Genomic DNA, 16,607 nt, shown 5'->3' with positions numbered 1-16,607 from the left:
CTGTCTGCGCGCCGCTCGCCTGGCCGCGACCAGCACTTGCGGAAAAGCCCCGCGCAGACGGAAAACGCGGATTATCGCACGATTTTCTTTGGGTTCCGGCAGTTTTTACCCTATGCGGTCCTGATCCGGCTCCGGACGCGGGACTGCCGCATCGGTCAGTTGACCGTGGCGCAGCGCCCGCAGCAGCAGGCGGGCGGGGTCGATGGCATCGGCCAGGTCGGACTCCAGCGGCAACGGCTCGCCGTCCACCTGGCTGGCAATCAGTTCCGCGCCCAGCGTTGCCCATGTGAGGCCGCGCGACGCATATGCAAGTGCCGTATAAAGACCCGGCATCCGGGGCAGATCGCGGAGGTGTGCCCCACGCAGGCCACCCACCTGCGCCATCGCCAACACTTGTGCCGCATCGGGCATGGCCCCAATGAGCGGCAGGCGATTGTGAGTGACCGTGCGCACGCCCACATAGCCGTGCAGGGTCTTGGGATCGATGGCCTCGATGGCGGCAGCCTGCGCCGGCAGCAGCGACGCCAGCCGCGCAAGGTTTTCAGCATGGACCGAAGCACTCTGCACGAGCGGGCCTTCGTCATCCTCATAGCTGGAGCCGAAGCGCGTACCGCCGCTCTCATCACGCGGCAGCAGATACCCGTTTCCCGTCACCACGCAGTCGGGCCAGCTACCCGCCGCGACGGCCTGGGCGGCATCGAAATCTGTCAATTGCCCGCGGACGCGGCGCAGCGCCAGGAACTCGTTGGATACCAGCCGCTCGGCCTCGTGCGCATTGGCGAGCACCAGCACGGGAGCGCTGGCCAGCACGTTGCCCGAGGCATCCCGTGCCACCCATTGGCCTTCCACATGTGCGATCGCCGCGACGCGGTGGCCGAAGTGCGCGTCAACCGCCTCGCCGGCCTGCGCCAGTTGCGCCCGGCAGATATCGGGGGGCGCGACCCAGCCCCCGCGTGGAAACCACAGACCACCGCGCGGCACGGCGGCGCCATGGCGCGCGGCCGCCTCTTCGGCAGTCATCCAACGCACGAACGACTCGGGAAAACCCAGCGTGGCCAGCGCCGCGTTCTGCACGGCGCAGTCGGCCTCGTCCTCGCCAATCTGCAGCACGCCGCAGCCATGCCAGCCTACGGGGTGGCCTGCTGTTTCAAGGGCCTCCCAAGCGCGCAACGCATGCAGGTTTCCAGCCCGCGACAAGCGCGACAACTGGCTGTCATCAGGAGACATGTGCGCATGCATGGCCGCAGCACGGTGGCCCGAGGTCTGTCGCGACGGACCCTCGTGAGCATCGAAGAGCGAGATTCGCCAACCGCGTGCGGCAAGCCGTTCGGTCACCGCGCAGCCGGCCAGACCGGCACCGATCACGATGGCATGGCGGTCCGGCCACTGCGCGGCATCGGGCGGCGCATGACGGCGCACCTTCCAGGCAGGCGCAAAGCGCGCCGTGATCATCTCAGTTCCGCTATCGACCTCGAAGCCCATGGACCGCAGCCCTCCCACCACGTCGAGGGTGGCTGGCGTCGCCAGCGTGGCGCCCTTGCGGGCGAGTCGCGCCAGGCCGCGCAGGATCGCATCGACGTTCGTTTCATCGCTGAAGGTGTCGTCCAGATAGAACGCATCGGCGCCGAGCGCCAGCTTGGACAGCATCGCCTCCACATTGCCGAACGCCAGCGTCAGCACAACGGCCCCGCCTTCAAACGTAAGGCGATGCAGGCCCGGCAATGCATCGGGCCGTGCCCGCTCCAGTGCCTCGGTCAAGGGCGCGAGGGCATCCTCGTCGACATGCCACGCAGAGAGATCACGCGGCGAGGCGTCGATGGCCACAAAGTGAAGGCGGCCACACCGTTGCGGATCGCGCCGCCACGCTTCCCATGTGGCGAGGAAGTTCAGGCCTTGTCCGAAGCCGGTCTCGACCACAACGAACTGGTCACGTCCCGACCAATTTCCGGGCAATCCGTTGCCGCCCAGGAATACGCGTTGTGCTCGCGCAAGCGGCGTCTCGTCATCGACGGAATGAGGGGCGGGAGGTGCGATATCGCGCGGCATGGTGAGGATGGATACGACCGGAAATGGCGGCGGATGGTAGCATAGCGCCCTCCTCGCAAACCGCCCGGCAGGCCTCGTGTGGCCGCTGTCTGGCGATCGTTTGCGTGCCGTCATTTCCCCCTGCCATGCTCAGCTATCGTCACGCCTTCCATGCCGGCAACCATGCCGATGTCCTCAAGCACGCCGTTGTGGTTCAGTTGCTGGACTACCTCACGCAAAAGGACAAGCCGTTCTGGTACGTCGACACCCATGCAGGCGCCGGCCTGTATGCGCTCGATCATGCCTACGCCCAGAAGAAGTCCGAGTTCGAGACCGGCATTGGCCCGCTGTGGCGCGCAGCGCAAGGTGGTAACGAACTGCCGGAGATGCTGGAAGCCTACCTGGAGCAGGTGCGCGAATTGAATCGTGATGGAACCCTGAAGCACTATCCGGGGTCCCCGTGGCTGGCCTGGCAGATGCTGCGCGAACCGGATCGTCTGCGCCTGTTCGAGTTGCACAGCACCGAGATCCAGGTACTGCGCGACAACTTTCGGGGCGCAGGCCGCAAGGTCATGCTCTATGACGGCGACGGCTTCAACGGCATCAAGGCCATCCTGCCTCCGCCGCCGCGCCGCGCGCTGGTACTCATCGACCCATCGTATGAGGACAAGCAGGACTATGCGCGCACGCTCGACACGCTAAAAGCCGGCCTGGAGCGCTTTGCCACGGGCATGTATGCGATCTGGTATCCCCAGGTGCAGCGCCGCGAATCGATGCAGTTGCCCGCGCAACTCGAACGCCTGCCGCTGAAAAGCTGGCTGCACGTGACGCTCACCGTGAAACATCCCGTGGAGGGGGGGCTGGGCCTGCACGGCAGCGGCATGTTCGTCGTCAATCCGCCGTGGACACTCCACGCCGCACTTGAGGAAGCGATGCCCAAGCTCGTGGAATTGCTGGGCCAGGACGGCGGCGCGGCATTCACGCTCGAATCGCTCGAAAACTGAGCATCATGCCCACGCCGATGCCCACCGCATCGGCGCACAGATCGAGCCAAGACGCTTCGCGATATCCGGTCATGGACTGGAGCCACTCGATCAATACCCCATAGACGATCAGCCCTCCTGCCACTCGCCAAAGGCGACCGGGCCATGCCCGCGCGGCCAGCCACGTGAGTACGCTGAAAGCCAGGACATGATTCGACTTGTCCCACCCGGTGGTAGGTTCGGGCATGCCGGGCGGCAACAAGGAAAGCGCCAGCACGGCCACCGAGCAAACGGTGAACAGTACGCGGCACTGAAAAAGCGTGAGACGGCGCATCCAGAAGTCCATGGCGAGAGACAAGCGCCATCGTACACGCCACTGTCACCACGTTGCGTGGGACAAAGCCAGACGATACAGGCGATTCTCAGGACAAGATTCTGAGATTGACGCAAAGAAACGCTTTAGCCAAGCAGTGTGCGAACTGCCTGAGAACTAGCGGAATTTGGCCGATGATTGGCGGACTATGGAATGGATGGTGACGTGTAGATATTTCGTCACAAAAAAGATGGTTGGTGCGAGGGAGGGGACTCGAACCCCTACACCATTGCTGGCGTCAGGACCTAAACCTGGTGCGTCTACCAATTTCGCCACCCTCGCGGTCCTTGGAAACGGCTTCGGAAAACAAAAAAGGCGGCTGGAGCTGCCCGCCTTTTCTTGCTTGTGGCGCATGGCGCGCCGGAAGCCGGTCCGTGCCGCTGGCGTGACTGCAGCCTGCGGCGTAATGAGGATGCGGATTGTATCGTAAGGCGAACAGGGAATCCAGCCCCCTGCCCGCCCATTGATCTTCGCTTACTTCCGCGCCCGGATAAACGCCATCACCAGCACCGTTGCACACGCTTCCAGTGCGGCCACGAAATACAGCCCCGATGAGAGCTGGCCGGTGGTGCTCTTGAACCAGCCGATGGTGTAAGGCGCCACGAAGCCGGCCAGGTTGCCGATCGAGTTAATCAGGGCGATGCCGCCCGCTGCTGCGGTGCCGGTCAGGAAGGCCGAGGGCAACGACCAGAAGACCGGGAACGCAGCCAGGATGCCGATGGAGGCGATGGTTAGTGCCACCAGGGCCAGCACGGCGCTGTGCAGCCAGAAGCCGGTCAGGGTCAGGCCCACTGCGGCGATCAGGGTTGCGATGGCGCAGTGCATGCGGCGCTCGCCGGTGCGGTCCGAGTGGATGCCGTTGAGCACCATGGCGATGGTGCCGGCCACGAACGGGATGGCTGAGATCAGGCCGATCTGCAGGTTGCCGTGTACGCCCAGCTCCTTGATGATCGACGGCGACCAGAACGCGATGGTGGCGTTGCCGCTGACCACGCAGAAATAAATCGCGGCGCAGATCCATACGCGCGAGTTGGCAAACGCGTCCTTCAGGTGTGCATGCTTGGACGGGTCGCGGGCTTCGGCGTCCACGTCGCTGGTAACGATGGCCTGTTCGCGGGCGCTGAGCCACTTCGCATTGACGGGCTTCTCGGGCAGGAAGGCGAGCACGGCAAAGCCAGCCAGCACCGACGGGATGCCCTCGATCACGAACAGCCATTGCCAGTTGGCCAGGCCATCCACGCCATCCATCACGCTCATGATGAAACCGGCGAGCGGGCCGCCGACCACGCCGGCGATGGCGAACGAGGTCATGAACAGGCCGTTGATGCGCGCACGGCGGGCGGCCGGGAACCAGTAGGTCAGGTACAGGACCACGCCCGGGAAGAAGCCCGCTTCGAAGATGCCGAGCATGAAGCGCAGCGTGTAGAACTGCATCGGCGTCTTCACGAAGATCATCGCCATCGACGCCAGACCCCAGAGGATGGTGATCCGCGCCAGTGTCTTGCGCGCGCCGATCTTCTCCAGCAGCAGGTTGCTCGGCACTTCGAACAGAAAGTAGCCAATGAAGAAAATCCCTGCGCCCAGACCGTACACCGCCTCGCTGAACTGCAGATCCTGCAGCATCTGCAGCTTGGCGAAGCCCACGTTGACGCGGTCGATCCACGCCAGGATGAACAGGAAGACGAGGAACGGGATCAGGCGCACGGTGATCTTGCGGTACGCCTCGCTGCGTTGCTGGGCCAGTTCCGCAGGCGGCAGGCTGTCCAGGGCGCCAGGGGCGCCGGTCATCACGGAAGACATCGGTGACTACTCCTTGGATGTGGTGGGCGGGGCCTCGCTACGTTGGCGAGGCCCTCTCGCAATGCGCTGTGCTGGCGCTGGCGACGGGCAGCAGAATCCCTGCCCGGTCCGGTTGCATCAGCAACCGGGTATCGGGAATCAAAAAAACTTCGGCGAAAACTTCAGCGAGAAATCAGGCCGGCATCAGCCCAATGCAGACTCGATCGCAGCGGATACCTGCAGCACGCGGGCATCGCTGTCGCGCAGGCCGCACACACCAAGCCCCATCCCTTCGCCCATCGGCAGCGAGCTGGCGCAACCGTCGAGGAAGTTGATGACGCTGGCGTTGCGCAGCACCAGGCCGTTGATCGCGAAGAAGTCCTCGTCGCGCGCAATGGCGTCGAGGCGCGGCGCACGCACGGCCACGCTGGGCATCAGCCACGCATCGGCATCGCGCAGCAGTTCGGCGGCGCGTTGCTGCATGGCGCGGCGTTCGGCCAGCAGGACGATGTAGTCGGCAGCGGTCAGCTTCTCGCCACGGCGAATACGCTGCGCCACGCGCTGGTCGTACTGGTCGCCCTTGGTCTGCAGCAACTCACGGTGCCAGGCCCACGCTTCCGCCGCAGTCAGGCCACCTGCCGCGTTGATCTCCGGCAAGCGACGCAATTCGGCAAAGCTGAACTCGACGATCTGCGCGCCTTGCGCCGAGAGCCGGGCCAGCGTGGCCTCAAATGCCTGCCCCACCTCCGCGTCCATGCCATCGAGCACGAAATCGCGGGTCACATACAGGCGCAAGCCGCGCAGCGCTGCGGGACGGGTGTCGAGTGTTTCGCCGCTAAGCACGGCGTCCACGGCCGCGCAGCACGCTACCGAGCGCGCCAGCGGGCCGGCGGAGTCGAGTGAGGTCGAGAGCGGCACGGCGCCGTCGAGCGGCACACGGCTGGCCGTCGGCTTGAAGCCGGTGAGGCCGCAGAATGCCGAGGGGATGCGAATCGAGCCGCCGGTATCGGTGCCGAGTGCGGCCACGGCCATCTGCTCCGCCACGCTCACGGCGCCGCCCGATGTGGAACCGCCGCTGAGGCGCTCCGGGTCGAACGGCGACCGCGGCGTACCGTAGTGCGGATTGAAACCCAGCCCCGAGAACGCAAACTCGCTCATGTTCGTGCGGCCAATCAGCACGGCGCCTGCGGCACGCAGACGCGCCACGGCAGGTGCGTCGGCCTGCGCGGGCGCATTGCCTTCCAGCGCCTTCGAACCCGCGCGCGTCACCTGTCCGCGCACATCGAACAAATCCTTGATCGATACGGGCAGGCCGGCAAGTGGCGAAGACACATTGCCGGCCGCGCGGGCCTGATCTGCGGCACGGGCCTGGGCCAGCGCGCCATTGGCGTCCACGCTCAGGAACGCTGCACCGCCAGCTTTCTGATGGCGGTCGATATTCGCCAGCGCGGCCTCGGTCAGCGCGACACTGGTGGTACGGCCTGCTGCCAATGCGGCGGCGAGTTCGGCAATGGTCGGGGCTGTCATCGTCATCCTCTGTTCCTCAATCTTGTCTGGTCAGGCTACAGCAAGCGTTTCCACGCGATAGGTATGACGCAGCGTACGGTTCCGCACCGGATCGTGCAACGCCACTTCAAACGATTCGCCGTGACCCATCTCGCCGATCACAGCCTGCGTGCCGCAGAACATGGCCGTGCCGGGCGGCAATTGCGCCTCGCCAGTCAGGCGCTGGATCAGATCGCGCGGGTCCAGCAGGCGCGTGACCTTGCCTTCCTGATACAGATTGCGCTGGCCGTCGCGTACACGCCAGCAGCGCATTTCCAGCACGTCCCAGTGATCCGCCACCTCATCGAAACGCCACACGTCGCGGCCCATCGGCTTGGCGCACATCTGCTTGGAGACGGTCACGTCATAGGCTTCCACCTTGCGATCGGTGTGGTCGGAGCCGATGCCGATATACAGCGCGTCCTTGCCCTGCAGCAGCACGAATTCGGTCTCGCCCGAGGAATCATCGCGCGGTACTTCAAGCACATCGTCGGTGGTCAGAAGCTGCGCGGCCAGCGGATAGAACGTGGGCACGGTGGCGGGCGGCTTCACGCCAATGGCGGCCAGTTCGTCGATGTGATGCTGCACGGCGTCGCGGTCGCGGCCGGTCCAGCCAGCGATGATCAGTCGTTCGATGTCGAGGGCGAGTGCGCCCCCGCCGGCTACCTGAAGTTGCAGTGTCGGCATGTCTACTACCTTGTTACGGAGGGGAAAAGTTCGGTCAGAGTGTCCGGATGATGTTCTTCCGGAATTCGTCGATGTGTTCGCGGATGGATTCGCGCACGGCCGGAATGTCGCGGCGCTCAAGGGCGTCCACGATCTCCAGATGCTCCTGGTACACGTTCTCCAGATGCTGCGGATCGGAGAGCGACAGGAACCAGAAGCGCGCCTGCTTCTCATGCAGGCCGCGCAGCAGTTCGGCCAGTACGCGGTTGCGCGATGCGGCCGACATGGCGGTGTGGAATTTCAAATCGAGCGAGGCCAGTGCCGGGATGTCGCGCCGGGCAATCAGGTCCGGCGAGCGATCCACGATATCGCGCATCGCCTTGAAATCGCTGTCGTGGCCGCGCTCGCAGGCCAGCGTGGCGCACAGCACCTCGTTGGTGGCGCGGACCTCGATCATGTCGAGCACCTCGTTCAGCGACAGCGGCGTGACCAGCACACCCTTGCGCGGCAGGATCGATACCAGCCCTTCCACTTCCAGCCGATGCAGCGCCTGATGCACGGGCGTACGACCCAGGCCGATCAACGCCGCAACCTGCGCTTCGATCAGCGGCTCGCCGGGACGGAATTCGCACGCGATGATGCGACGCTTGATCTCGGTGTAAGCCTGCTCACGCATGGCCGCGCCGCTTTGGGCGGGGGTCAGCGCAGCGGGAGCAGGTTCGGAGGCACCGACCAGTCGGATGGGATTCACCATAGGTTGTGGAATCTTGAAGCTGATGCATTTGAAGTTGCAGTGATACTAGTGTGATATTTCACAGAGCACAACCCGAATTGGGTTAGGGTAAACACGATGCAAGGACATGAAATTCGTGGGGTGGCGTATCATCAACCACTCGCTACGAATCGATAACCGATTTGTGAATATCTTGGTGCAATATGCAGCCATCGTGGTGCAGCGGGTCACGACGATGGTGCCAAGGTCCCAATCCATGAATGACACCGACAGCGAACGCCCTGACCCGCTGTTCAACCAATCGCTCGAAAAAGGTCTCGAAGCGCTGCGTGCTTTCAGCGCCGTGCATCGCACGCTGACGCTGGCCGAACTGGCCGGGCTCACGGGCATGACCAAGAGTTCCGCGCAGCGCACGGTCCATACGCTTGAACGGCTCGGCTACATCGACAAGCATCCCCAGACCCGCCGCTTTCGGCTGACACCAAAGGTAATGGAGATCGGCTTCAACTATCTGGCGGCCGATTCCCTGATTCCGATTGCCAGCCCTTATCTTTCCCAGCTTGCGAATACCAGCGGCGAAACAGCCAACCTGACCGAGCCGGTGGGGCTGGACATGGTTTATGTGGCGCAACTCATGACCGCCAAGCACATGCCCGTGCTGACGCCCGTGGGCATGCGGATTCCGATGTACTGCACGAGTTCCGGGCGCGCGTATCTCAGCAAGTTGCCGGACGAACAGGTGCGCGCGATGCTGGAAGCGTCCACGCGCGCGCCCCGCACGCCAGCCACGCTGATCGATGTGGATGCGATCTTCGCGCAGGTGGTGGCGTGCCGCAGCCTGGGATATGCGTGCAATGAGGAAGAGTTGTTTCTCGGGGATATGGGCGTGGGCGCGCCGATCGTGAACAGTCGGGGCGAGGCGGTGGGCGCCGTGCATGTATCGCCGCCAGCGAGCCGGTGGACGATGGCTGAGGCGCAGAGGAAACTGGGGCCGCTGGTGATCGAGTGTGCGTGGGCGATTTCGCGGTCGATCGGGCATTGATCGCGTGCCTCTACCACTGGTTTTCTCCCCTCTCCCGCATGCGGGAGAGGGGCTGGGGGAGAGGGCTGGAGGCTCTGCTTGCCAACGCTGTCGCAATTTGCACCGCTGGCCCTCTCCCCCGCCCCTCTCCCTGAGGGAGAGGGGAGAAAACCACAGGGCATAGCCATCGATATCGCTATCCCGCATGCTCCAACATCGCCACCAGCAACACATTCGCTCCGGCCTCGATATGCTCCGGTAGCGCGTCTTCCAGTTCGTTGTGGCTGATGCCGTCCTTGCACGGCACGAAGATCATGCCGGTGGGCGCGCGCTGGGCTACGTACACGGCGTCATGGCCGGCGCCGCTGACCACGTCCATGTGCGGCAGGCCCAGTTGCGCAGCAGCGCGGCGCACGCTATCCACGCAGGCCGGCGCGAAGATGCAGGGTTCGAACTTCACCACCTGCCGAATCTCGACAGTCACACCGGCCACGTCCGCGATGCCACCGAACGCCGCGTGCATCGCCGCATCCATGCGGTCCAGCCCTTCCTGCGCGAGATTACGGAAATCGACCGAGAAATCGACGCGCCCCGGAATGACGTTGCGCGAATTCGGCGTGACCTCGACAAAGCCCACCGTACCGCGACCATGCGGCGCCTCGTCACGCGCGATGCGGTTGACGGCCTCGATCATGCGGGCCGAGGCCAGCAGCGCGTCGTGACGCAATGCGAGTGGCGTGGGACCGGCGTGCGCATCCTGGCCGATCACGGTCACGTCGTACCACTGCTGGCCCAGCGCGCCGGACACCACGCCAATCGGCAGCCCCGCCGCCTCCAGTACCGGACCCTGTTCGATATGGGCCTCGAAATACGCCGCGTACATGCCGCCAGGCACCTCGCCCGCGCGCTGCGTGCCGAGGTAGTCGATTGATCTCAGCGCATCGCCCACGCTGATGCCGTCGCGGTCCTGCTGGGCGCGCGCATCCTCGGCATCGAACACGCCCGCGAAGACGCCCGAACCCATCATCACCGGCGTGAAGCGCGTGCCCTCCTCGTTCGTCCAGAACGCCACCTCCAGCGGTGCGCGTGTGGCAATGCCGAGGTCATCGAGCGTGCGCATGACCTCCAACCCCGCCAGCACGCCAAAGTTGCCGTCGAACTTGCCGCCAGAGGGCTGGGTGTCGATATGGCTGCCCGTGGCCACGGCCGGTGCATCGGGGTCGGTACCGGCACGACGCGCGAAGACATTGCCGATCTCGTCCACGCGGACGTCGAGCCCGGCATCGCGGCACCACTGCACCACGAGATCCCGCCCCTTGCGGTCTTCATCGGTCAGCGCGATGCGGCACACGCCACCCTTCGGCGTGGCGCCGATCGCGCCAAGGTCCATGAGCGATTGCCACAGTCGGGCGCCATTGATGCGGGGAGTGAATTGCGAATCCATGTCTTGGTTGTCTGCAGTGGGTGAGCGTAGGAGGTGCACCGCTTCAGCAAGATCCAGACCACGCCGCATGGATGAGCGAAGCCGTTTGCGATGGTGCATGGCTACTGGCACATCACTTGCTAGATCGAACGCAGCACCCGTCACCACCCCATCCGCACCATCGGACGTTCATCCCATCCATCAGGAGCCATGCCTGTGACCCACCCCACGTCTTCCCGCGCGAAAGGTTTCTCCACCACGATCCGTTGCGTCTCTACCGCCGTCGCACTCTCGCTACTCGCCCTGCCCGGCATCGCGATGGCCGAGAAAACACTGCGCATCGGCATGACCGCCGCCGATATCCCCCGCACCCTCGGCCAGCCCGACCAGGGCTTCGAAGGCAACCGCTTTACCGGCATTCCGATGTACGACGCGCTCACGCAGTGGGATCTCTCGAAGAGCAACGGACCGAGCCTGCTGATTCCTGATCTCGCCACCGAATGGAAGGTCGACGACAAGGACAAGACGAAGTGGGTGTTCAAGCTGCGTCCCGGCGTGAAGTTCCACGATGGCTCCGCCTTCAATGCAGACGCCGTGGTCTGGAACGTCAACAAGGTGCTCGACAAGACCGCCAAGCAATTCGATGCCAGCCAGGTGGGCGTGACCGCCTCGCGCATGCCCACGCTGCGCAGTGCGAAGAAGATCGACGACCTGACCGTGGAACTGGTTACGTCCGAGCCGGATTCGTTCATGCCATACAACGTGTCGAACCTGTTCATGGCCTCGCCCACGCAATGGGAGAAGAAGTTCGCGTCCGTGCCGGCCTCCGTCACCGATGCTGCCGAGCGCAGCAAGCAGGCATGGGTGGCCTTTGCTGCCGATGCCTCCGGCACGGGTCCGTTCAAGATGACGCGCTTCGTGCCGCGCGAGCGTCTGGAACTGGCGAAGAATGCGTCGTACTGGGATGCGAAGCGCGTGCCGAAGATCGACAAAGTGGTGATGCTGCCGATGCCTGAAGCCAACGCGCGCACCGCCGCGCTGCTGTCCGGCCAGGTCGACTGGATCGAAGCACCGGCACCCGACGCCGTCGCGCAGATCAAGAGCCGCGGCTTCGAGGTCTACGCCAACGCGCAGCCGCATATGTGGCCGTGGCAGCTCTCCTTCGCACCGAACTCGCCGTGGCTCGACAAGCGCGTGCGCCAGGCCGCCAACCTCTGCGTGAATCGCTCTGGTCTGAAGACGCTGCTGGGTGGCTACATGGCGGAGGCCAAGGGCATTGTCGAAGCTGGAAACCCGTGGTGGGGCAATCCGAAGTTCGACATCAAGTACGACCCCGCCGCCGCCCGCAAGCTGATGACCGAGGCAGGTTTCTCGGCCGCCAAGCCGGTGAAGGTCAAGGTGCAGGTCTCGGCATCGGGATCGGGCCAGATGCAGCCGTTGCCGATGAACGAGTACGTGCAACAGAACCTGAAGGAGTGCTTCTTCGACGTGGACTTCGATGTCGTCGAATGGAACACGCTGTTCACGAACTGGCGCATCGGCGCCAAGGACGCCAGTGCTCACGGCGCCAATGCCATCAACGTGAGCTTTGCCGCGATGGACCCGTTCTTCGCCATGGTCCGTTTCGTCAGCACCAAGACGCAGCCACCGGTCTCGAACAACTGGGGCTTCTTTGGCAACGCCGAGTTCGACAAGCTGATCGAGACCGCACGCACCTCCTTTGGTGAAAAAGACCGCGACGCTGCACTGGCCAAGCTGCATGCGCGCATCGTCGAGGAATCGCCGTTCGTGCTGATCGCCCATGACGTGGGCCCGCGCGCAATCTCGAAGAAGGTGAAGGGCGTGGTGCAGCCGCAAAGCTGGTTTATCGATATCGCGACGATGTCGATGGATTGAGGCGGGGTTGTCATCTCCCGCTGGTTTGCCCCCCTCTCCCGTGCAACGGGAGAGGGGCTGGGGGAGAGGGCATGTCGTTCTGCTTGCCGACATATCGCATGTTTGAACCGCTGGCCCTCTCCCCTACCCCTCTCCCGCAAGCGGGAGAGGGGAACCGAGTTCAAACAATATTGGTTCACCCCACAGCCGGCCACCGCCCATGACTTACCTGCTCCGCCGCATCATGTATGCGTTGCCGATCCTGCTTGGGGTCGCCCTGCTCTGCTTCTCGCTGGTCCACATTGCGCCCGGCGATCCACTGGTCTCGGTGCTGCCGCCGGATGCCTCTGAAGAACTGCGCCTGCAACTGACTGCGCTGTACGGCTTCGACAAGCCCTTCCTCGAACAATTCATCCACTGGCTGGTGCGCGCGCTGCACGGCGACCTGGGTACATCGATCGCCACGAACCGGCCCGTGATGGCCGAAGTGTCGAAGGCAGTGATCAACTCGATTCGTCTCGCCACGGTAGCTACGTTGATCGGCTTCACGTTTGGCTGCCTGTTCGGTTTTGTCGCGGGCTATATGCGCGATTCGGTGTCCGACCGCGTCGCCTCATTCATCTCGGTGCTCGGCGTCAGCATCCCCCACTACTGGCTGGGCATGGTGCTGGTGATCGCCTTCTCGGTGGTGCTGGGCTGGCTGCCCGCAACCGGCGCAGGCCCCGGCGGCTCGGGCGACTGGACGTGGGACTGGGAGCATATCCAGTACCTGATCCTGCCGGCCGTCACGATGTCCGTGATCCCCATGGGCATCGTTGCCCGCACCATCCGCGCCCTGGTCGCTGAAATTCTCTCTAACGAATTCATCGTCGGGCTACGCGCGCGCGGGCTATCCGACATCGCCGTGTTCCGCCATGTGGTCAAGAACGTGGCACCCACGGCGCTGTCCGTGATGGGTCTGCAACTCGGCTACCTGCTGGGCGGCTCGATCCTTATCGAGACGGTGTTCTCGTGGCCCGGTACGGGCTTCCTGCTGAACGCAGCGATCTTTCAGCGCGATTTTCCGCTACTGCAAGGCACGATCCTGATCCTGGCCGTGTTCTTCGTGATGCTCAACCTCGTGGTCGACGCGCTGCAGACGCTGTTCGATCCGCGCATCCAACGCAACTAAGGAGGCACCGCCATGGAAATGACGCTGAACAAGGGCGTGGCCGCGCTGCCGGTGGAGCGCTCGCCGGGTTACTGGAGCACGGTCGGTCGCCGACTGCTGCGCAACAAGCTCGCGATGTTTGCCGCACTGATTCTGCTGGCACTGATCGTGATGGCAATCTTCGCCCCTGCATTGATGCCGGCGGATCCGTACGCCTCGTCGATCCTGAAGCGGCTCAAGCCCATCGGCTTCGAAGGCTATCCGCTCGGCACCGACGAACTGGGCCGCGACATGCTGTCGCGCCTGATGCTTGGCGGACGGCTGTCGCTGTTCATGGGCATCACGCCGGTGCTGCTGGCCTTTGTGATTGGCAGCGCCATCGGCATCGTGGCGGGCTACGCGGGTGGCTGGACCAACACCGTGATCATGCGACTGACCGATGTGCTGTACGCCTTCCCCTCCGTGCTGCTGGCGATTGCGCTGTCGGGCACGCTGGGCGCGGGCGTGGGTAACGCACTGCTGTCGCTGACCATCGTCTTCATTCCGCAGATCGTGCGCGTGGCGGAGAGCGTGACCACGCAGGTGCGCAATCGCGAATTCGTCGATGCCGCACGCGCATCCGGCGCGTCGTCGCTGACCATCGTGCGCGCGCATGTACTCAACAATGTGCTCGGCCCGATCTTCGTCTACGCGACGAGCTTGATTTCCGTGTCGATGATCCTCGCATCGGGGCTGTCCTTCCTCGGCCTCGGCGTGAAGCCGCCCGAACCCGAATGGGGCCTGATGCTGAACACGCTGCGCACGGCCATCTACACGCAGCCGTGGGTCGCGGCCCTGCCCGGCGCGATGATTTTCCTGACGTCGATCTCGTTCAACCTGCTGGCCGACGGCATCCGCTCGGCCATGGAAATCAAGGAGTGAACATGACCGATACGCTTGCTCCCCTGCCCGCCGCACCCGCCATCGACATCGGCGGCCCGGCACAACCACTGGTCATCGCGCGCGACCTCGTCAAGCATTTCCCGCTGAAATCACCCGTGCCGCTGCGCAAGGGCGGCGTAGTACGCGCCGTCGATGGTGTCAGCTTCGATGTACTGAAAGGCGAGACGCTTGGCGTGGTGGGTGAATCCGGCTGCGGCAAGTCCACCACCGCACGCCTGCTGATGCAACTGACTCCACATGATCGCGGCGAGCTGATCTTCGACGCACAGGGTGTGGGCTCTGCACAGTTGCCGCTGAAGGCTTACCGCAGCCAGGTGCAGATGGTGTTCCAGGACAGCTACTCATCGCTGAACCCGCGCCTGACCATCGAGGAATCGATTGCCTTCACGCCGCGCGTCCATGGTGTGCCAGCAAAGGAAGCCACCGAGCGGGCGCGCTATCTGCTGGAGCGCGTGGGGCTGGAGCCGAAGCGCTTTGCCGGTAGGTATCCGCACGAACTCTCGGGCGGCCAGCGTCAGCGCGTGAACATTGCGCGGGCGCTGTCGCTGCGGCCCCGGCTGGTGATTCTTGACGAAGCGGTCTCGGCGCTCGACAAATCGGTCGAGGCCCAGGTGCTGAACCTGCTGCTCGATCTGAAGGCCGAGTTCGACCTGACCTACGTCTTCATCAGCCACGATCTCAACGTGATCCGCTATCTGTGCGATCGCGTGATGGTGATGTATCTCGGCAAGGTCGTGGAGATTGGCGATACGGAATCCGTCTACGCCAATCCCGCGCATCCGTACACACGCGCGTTGCTGGCGTCGATGCCGTCGATGGACCCCGACCACCGCACGCTGGCCGCGCCACTGGCTGGCGATCCCCCCAATCCGATCGATCCGCCACCCGGATGCAGTTTTCATCCGCGTTGCGCCCGCGCCGAGCCGGTTTGCGAGCGCCGCACGCCGACGCTGTCCGACGCGCTGGCCGGCCATCCGGTGTCCTGCCTGATGGCGATGCCCGATGGCGGCCACTCGCTGCCGCTGCGCCGCATGACGCCCGGCCTGCACGCGGCCACGCCTTGACCACGCGGAGAACCATCATGTCTCAAGACCCCACTGCTTCCGCATCCGCCGTCTCCGTCCGCGATCTGCATGTCACGTTCTCGGGCGGCGGCAAGACCATCCGCGCCGTCAACGGCGTATCGCTCGATGTCGCCCCCGGCGAAGCCGTCGCACTGATTGGCGAATCCGGTTCCGGCAAGAGCGTGACGCTGCGCGCGATGATGCGCCTGCATCCGCCGCGTCGTACCAGGATGACCGGTCAGATTCGTGTCGACAATCAAGACGTGCTCGCGCTCGACAAACGCGCGCTGGCCCGCCTGCGCGGCGGCACCGTGGCGATGGTGTTCCAGGAGCCGCTGCTCGCGCTCGATCCGGTTTATACGGTAGGCCAGCAGATCATCGAATGCATCCGCACGCATCGCAAGGTGTCGAAGACCGAAGCCCAGGCGCTGGCGCTCAAGGCGCTCGAAGCCGTGCGCATCCCAAGTCCGGAGCGACGGCTCGCGGCCTATCCGCATGAAATGTCAGGCGGTATGCGGCAACGCGCCATGATCGCCCTCGCACTGTCCGCACAGCCGAAGATCCTGCTGGCCGATGAGCCGACCACGGCGCTCGATGCCACCGTGCAGATCCAGGTGTTAATCCTGCTGCGGGAACTCCAGCGCGAGTTGGGGCTGTCGATCGTATTTGTCACGCACGATATCGGCGCCGCCGTGGAGATCGCCGATCGCGTGGCCGTGATGTATGGCGGGCGCATTGTCGAGGAAGGCCCGATCCGCACGCTGCTGCGCGACGCACGCCACCCGTACACCATCGCACTATTGCAAAGCCGCCAGCACGGCATGGACCGTGGCCAGCGCCTGCAGACCATCGGCGGCGCGCCGCCCGATCTCGCCGCGCTGCCGCCGGGCTGCACGTTTGCGCCGCGCTGCGCGCATGCTCGCGCGGAATGTATGGCCGATGTGCCGCGCGCGGTCTCGCTCGGCAACGGCCACCGCGTGAGCTGCACGCTGGTCGAGGCGCCCGCCGTCAGCGAATGCGCTGCCTGA

14 protein-coding genes and 1 tRNA gene are annotated in these 16,607 nt (G+C 64.5%); 7 read left to right on the top strand and 8 right to left on the bottom strand.

Annotation, left to right across the window (positions count from 1 at the left end):
- Positions 1–105: 105 nt before the first annotated feature.
- Entirely contained in the window at positions 106–2,046 is a 1,941-nt protein-coding gene (mnmC, locus tag ABDB81_RS09435; RefSeq protein WP_346810701.1) for a bifunctional tRNA (5-methylaminomethyl-2-thiouridine)(34)-methyltransferase MnmD/FAD-dependent 5-carboxymethylaminomethyl-2-thiouridine(34) oxidoreductase MnmC, read from the bottom strand.
- A 125-nt stretch (positions 2,047–2,171) separates the two neighbouring features.
- On the opposite strand from mnmC, the gene ABDB81_RS09430 reads away from it, so the two are divergent.
- On the top strand, positions 2,172–3,029 hold the full coding sequence (locus ABDB81_RS09430) for a 23S rRNA (adenine(2030)-N(6))-methyltransferase RlmJ (RefSeq protein WP_137924491.1): 858 nt from the start codon (positions 2,172–2,174) through the stop codon (positions 3,027–3,029).
- Here ABDB81_RS09430 and ABDB81_RS09425 read toward each other — a convergent pair.
- The 6 genes from ABDB81_RS09425 to ABDB81_RS09400 all read right to left on the bottom strand — a co-directional run bounded on the left by ABDB81_RS09425 (position 3,004) and on the right by ABDB81_RS09400 (position 8,125).
- On the bottom strand, positions 3,004–3,342 hold the full coding sequence (locus tag ABDB81_RS09425) for a VanZ family protein (RefSeq protein ID WP_346810699.1): 339 nt from the start codon (positions 3,340–3,342) through the stop codon (positions 3,004–3,006). The two genes, ABDB81_RS09430 and ABDB81_RS09425, sit on opposite strands and share 26 nt — an antisense overlap.
- Positions 3,343–3,576: 234 nt before the next feature.
- A tRNA-Leu gene (locus tag ABDB81_RS09420) sits at positions 3,577–3,663 on the bottom strand.
- Between the two features lie 192 nt (positions 3,664–3,855).
- Positions 3,856–5,181, bottom strand: coding sequence for an MFS transporter (locus ABDB81_RS09415; RefSeq protein ID WP_346810697.1), 1,326 nt, complete (start codon positions 5,179–5,181; stop codon positions 3,856–3,858).
- 183 nt (positions 5,182–5,364) lie between these two features.
- Entirely contained in the window at positions 5,365–6,687 is a 1,323-nt protein-coding gene (locus tag ABDB81_RS09410) for an amidase (RefSeq protein ID WP_346810972.1), read from the bottom strand.
- 30 nt (positions 6,688–6,717) lie between these two features.
- The gene (locus ABDB81_RS09405) at positions 6,718–7,392 is read right to left on the bottom strand and encodes a DUF2848 domain-containing protein (protein ID WP_137924470.1); all 675 of its coding nucleotides are present in this window, start codon (positions 7,390–7,392) and stop codon (positions 6,718–6,720) included.
- A 34-nt stretch (positions 7,393–7,426) separates the two neighbouring features.
- A complete protein-coding gene (locus tag ABDB81_RS09400) occupies positions 7,427–8,125 on the bottom strand; it encodes a GntR family transcriptional regulator (protein WP_346810695.1) in 699 nt (232 codons plus the stop codon).
- 235 nt (positions 8,126–8,360) lie between these two features.
- Here ABDB81_RS09400 and ABDB81_RS09395 point away from each other — a divergent pair, with 235 nt between their 5' ends.
- Positions 8,361–9,146 carry an IclR family transcriptional regulator gene (locus ABDB81_RS09395; RefSeq protein WP_346810693.1) on the top strand — a complete coding sequence of 262 codons (786 nt, stop codon included), beginning with the start codon at positions 8,361–8,363 and terminating at the stop codon, positions 9,144–9,146.
- A gap of 175 nt (positions 9,147–9,321) precedes the next feature.
- Here the strand turns inward: ABDB81_RS09395 and ABDB81_RS09390 are convergent, their stop codons facing one another.
- Positions 9,322–10,569 carry a Zn-dependent hydrolase gene (locus tag ABDB81_RS09390; RefSeq protein WP_160472152.1) on the bottom strand — a complete coding sequence of 416 codons (1,248 nt, stop codon included), beginning with the start codon at positions 10,567–10,569 and terminating at the stop codon, positions 9,322–9,324.
- Positions 10,570–10,758: 189 nt separating this feature from the next.
- On the opposite strand from ABDB81_RS09390, the gene ABDB81_RS09385 reads away from it, so the two are divergent.
- The 5 genes from ABDB81_RS09385 to ABDB81_RS09365 all read left to right on the top strand — a co-directional run bounded on the left by ABDB81_RS09385 (position 10,759) and on the right by ABDB81_RS09365 (position 16,607).
- Complete coding sequence (locus ABDB81_RS09385) at positions 10,759–12,444, top strand: ABC transporter substrate-binding protein (RefSeq protein WP_346810691.1); 1,686 nt, start codon at positions 10,759–10,761, stop codon at positions 12,442–12,444.
- A 199-nt stretch (positions 12,445–12,643) separates the two neighbouring features.
- Entirely contained in the window at positions 12,644–13,594 is a 951-nt protein-coding gene (locus ABDB81_RS09380; protein WP_346810689.1) for an ABC transporter permease, read from the top strand.
- Positions 13,595–13,606: 12 nt separating this feature from the next.
- Positions 13,607–14,494, top strand: a complete 888-nt coding sequence (locus tag ABDB81_RS09375; protein WP_137924464.1) for an ABC transporter permease — start codon at positions 13,607–13,609, stop codon at positions 14,492–14,494.
- A gap of 2 nt (positions 14,495–14,496) precedes the next feature.
- Positions 14,497–15,579 (top strand): oligopeptide/dipeptide ABC transporter ATP-binding protein, encoded by a 1,083-nt coding sequence (locus ABDB81_RS09370; protein WP_160472146.1) that lies wholly within the window; start codon positions 14,497–14,499, stop codon positions 15,577–15,579.
- A 17-nt stretch (positions 15,580–15,596) separates the two neighbouring features.
- The gene (locus ABDB81_RS09365) at positions 15,597–16,607 is read left to right on the top strand and encodes an ABC transporter ATP-binding protein (protein WP_160472144.1); all 1,011 of its coding nucleotides are present in this window, start codon (positions 15,597–15,599) and stop codon (positions 16,605–16,607) included.

The organism is Cupriavidus sp. DL-D2 (assembly GCF_039710735.1).
Lineage (GTDB): Bacteria > Pseudomonadota > Gammaproteobacteria > Burkholderiales > Burkholderiaceae > Cupriavidus.
Note: the sequence above shows the minus strand (reverse complement) of the source record. Positions and strands in the feature narration are given on the sequence as shown.

Excerpts from the sequence above, each read along its gene's own strand:
- ABDB81_RS09430 (WP_137924491.1), top strand. The coding sequence starts at position 2,172 with ATGCTCAGCTATCGTCACGCCTTCCATGCCGGCAACCATGCCGATGTC.
- ABDB81_RS09370 (WP_160472146.1), top strand. The coding sequence starts at position 14,497 with ATGACCGATACGCTTGCTCCCCTGCCCGCCGCACCCGCCATCGACATC.
- ABDB81_RS09405 (WP_137924470.1), bottom strand. The coding sequence starts at position 7,392 with ATGCCGACACTGCAACTTCAGGTAGCCGGCGGGGGCGCACTCGCCCTC.
- ABDB81_RS09425 (WP_346810699.1), bottom strand. The coding sequence starts at position 3,342 with ATGCGCCGTCTCACGCTTTTTCAGTGCCGCGTACTGTTCACCGTTTGC.
- ABDB81_RS09400 (WP_346810695.1), bottom strand. The coding sequence starts at position 8,125 with ATGGTGAATCCCATCCGACTGGTCGGTGCCTCCGAACCTGCTCCCGCT.
- ABDB81_RS09390 (WP_160472152.1), bottom strand. The coding sequence starts at position 10,569 with ATGGATTCGCAATTCACTCCCCGCATCAATGGCGCCCGACTGTGGCAA.
- ABDB81_RS09395 (WP_346810693.1), top strand. The coding sequence starts at position 8,361 with ATGAATGACACCGACAGCGAACGCCCTGACCCGCTGTTCAACCAATCG.
- mnmC (WP_346810701.1), bottom strand. The coding sequence starts at position 2,046 with ATGCCGCGCGATATCGCACCTCCCGCCCCTCATTCCGTCGATGACGAG.
- ABDB81_RS09380 (WP_346810689.1), top strand. The coding sequence starts at position 12,644 with ATGACTTACCTGCTCCGCCGCATCATGTATGCGTTGCCGATCCTGCTT.
- ABDB81_RS09375 (WP_137924464.1), top strand. The coding sequence starts at position 13,607 with ATGGAAATGACGCTGAACAAGGGCGTGGCCGCGCTGCCGGTGGAGCGC.
- ABDB81_RS09385 (WP_346810691.1), top strand. The coding sequence starts at position 10,759 with ATGCCTGTGACCCACCCCACGTCTTCCCGCGCGAAAGGTTTCTCCACC.
- ABDB81_RS09365 (WP_160472144.1), top strand. The coding sequence starts at position 15,597 with ATGTCTCAAGACCCCACTGCTTCCGCATCCGCCGTCTCCGTCCGCGAT.
- ABDB81_RS09410 (WP_346810972.1), bottom strand. The coding sequence starts at position 6,687 with ATGACAGCCCCGACCATTGCCGAACTCGCCGCCGCATTGGCAGCAGGC.
- ABDB81_RS09415 (WP_346810697.1), bottom strand. The coding sequence starts at position 5,181 with ATGTCTTCCGTGATGACCGGCGCCCCTGGCGCCCTGGACAGCCTGCCG.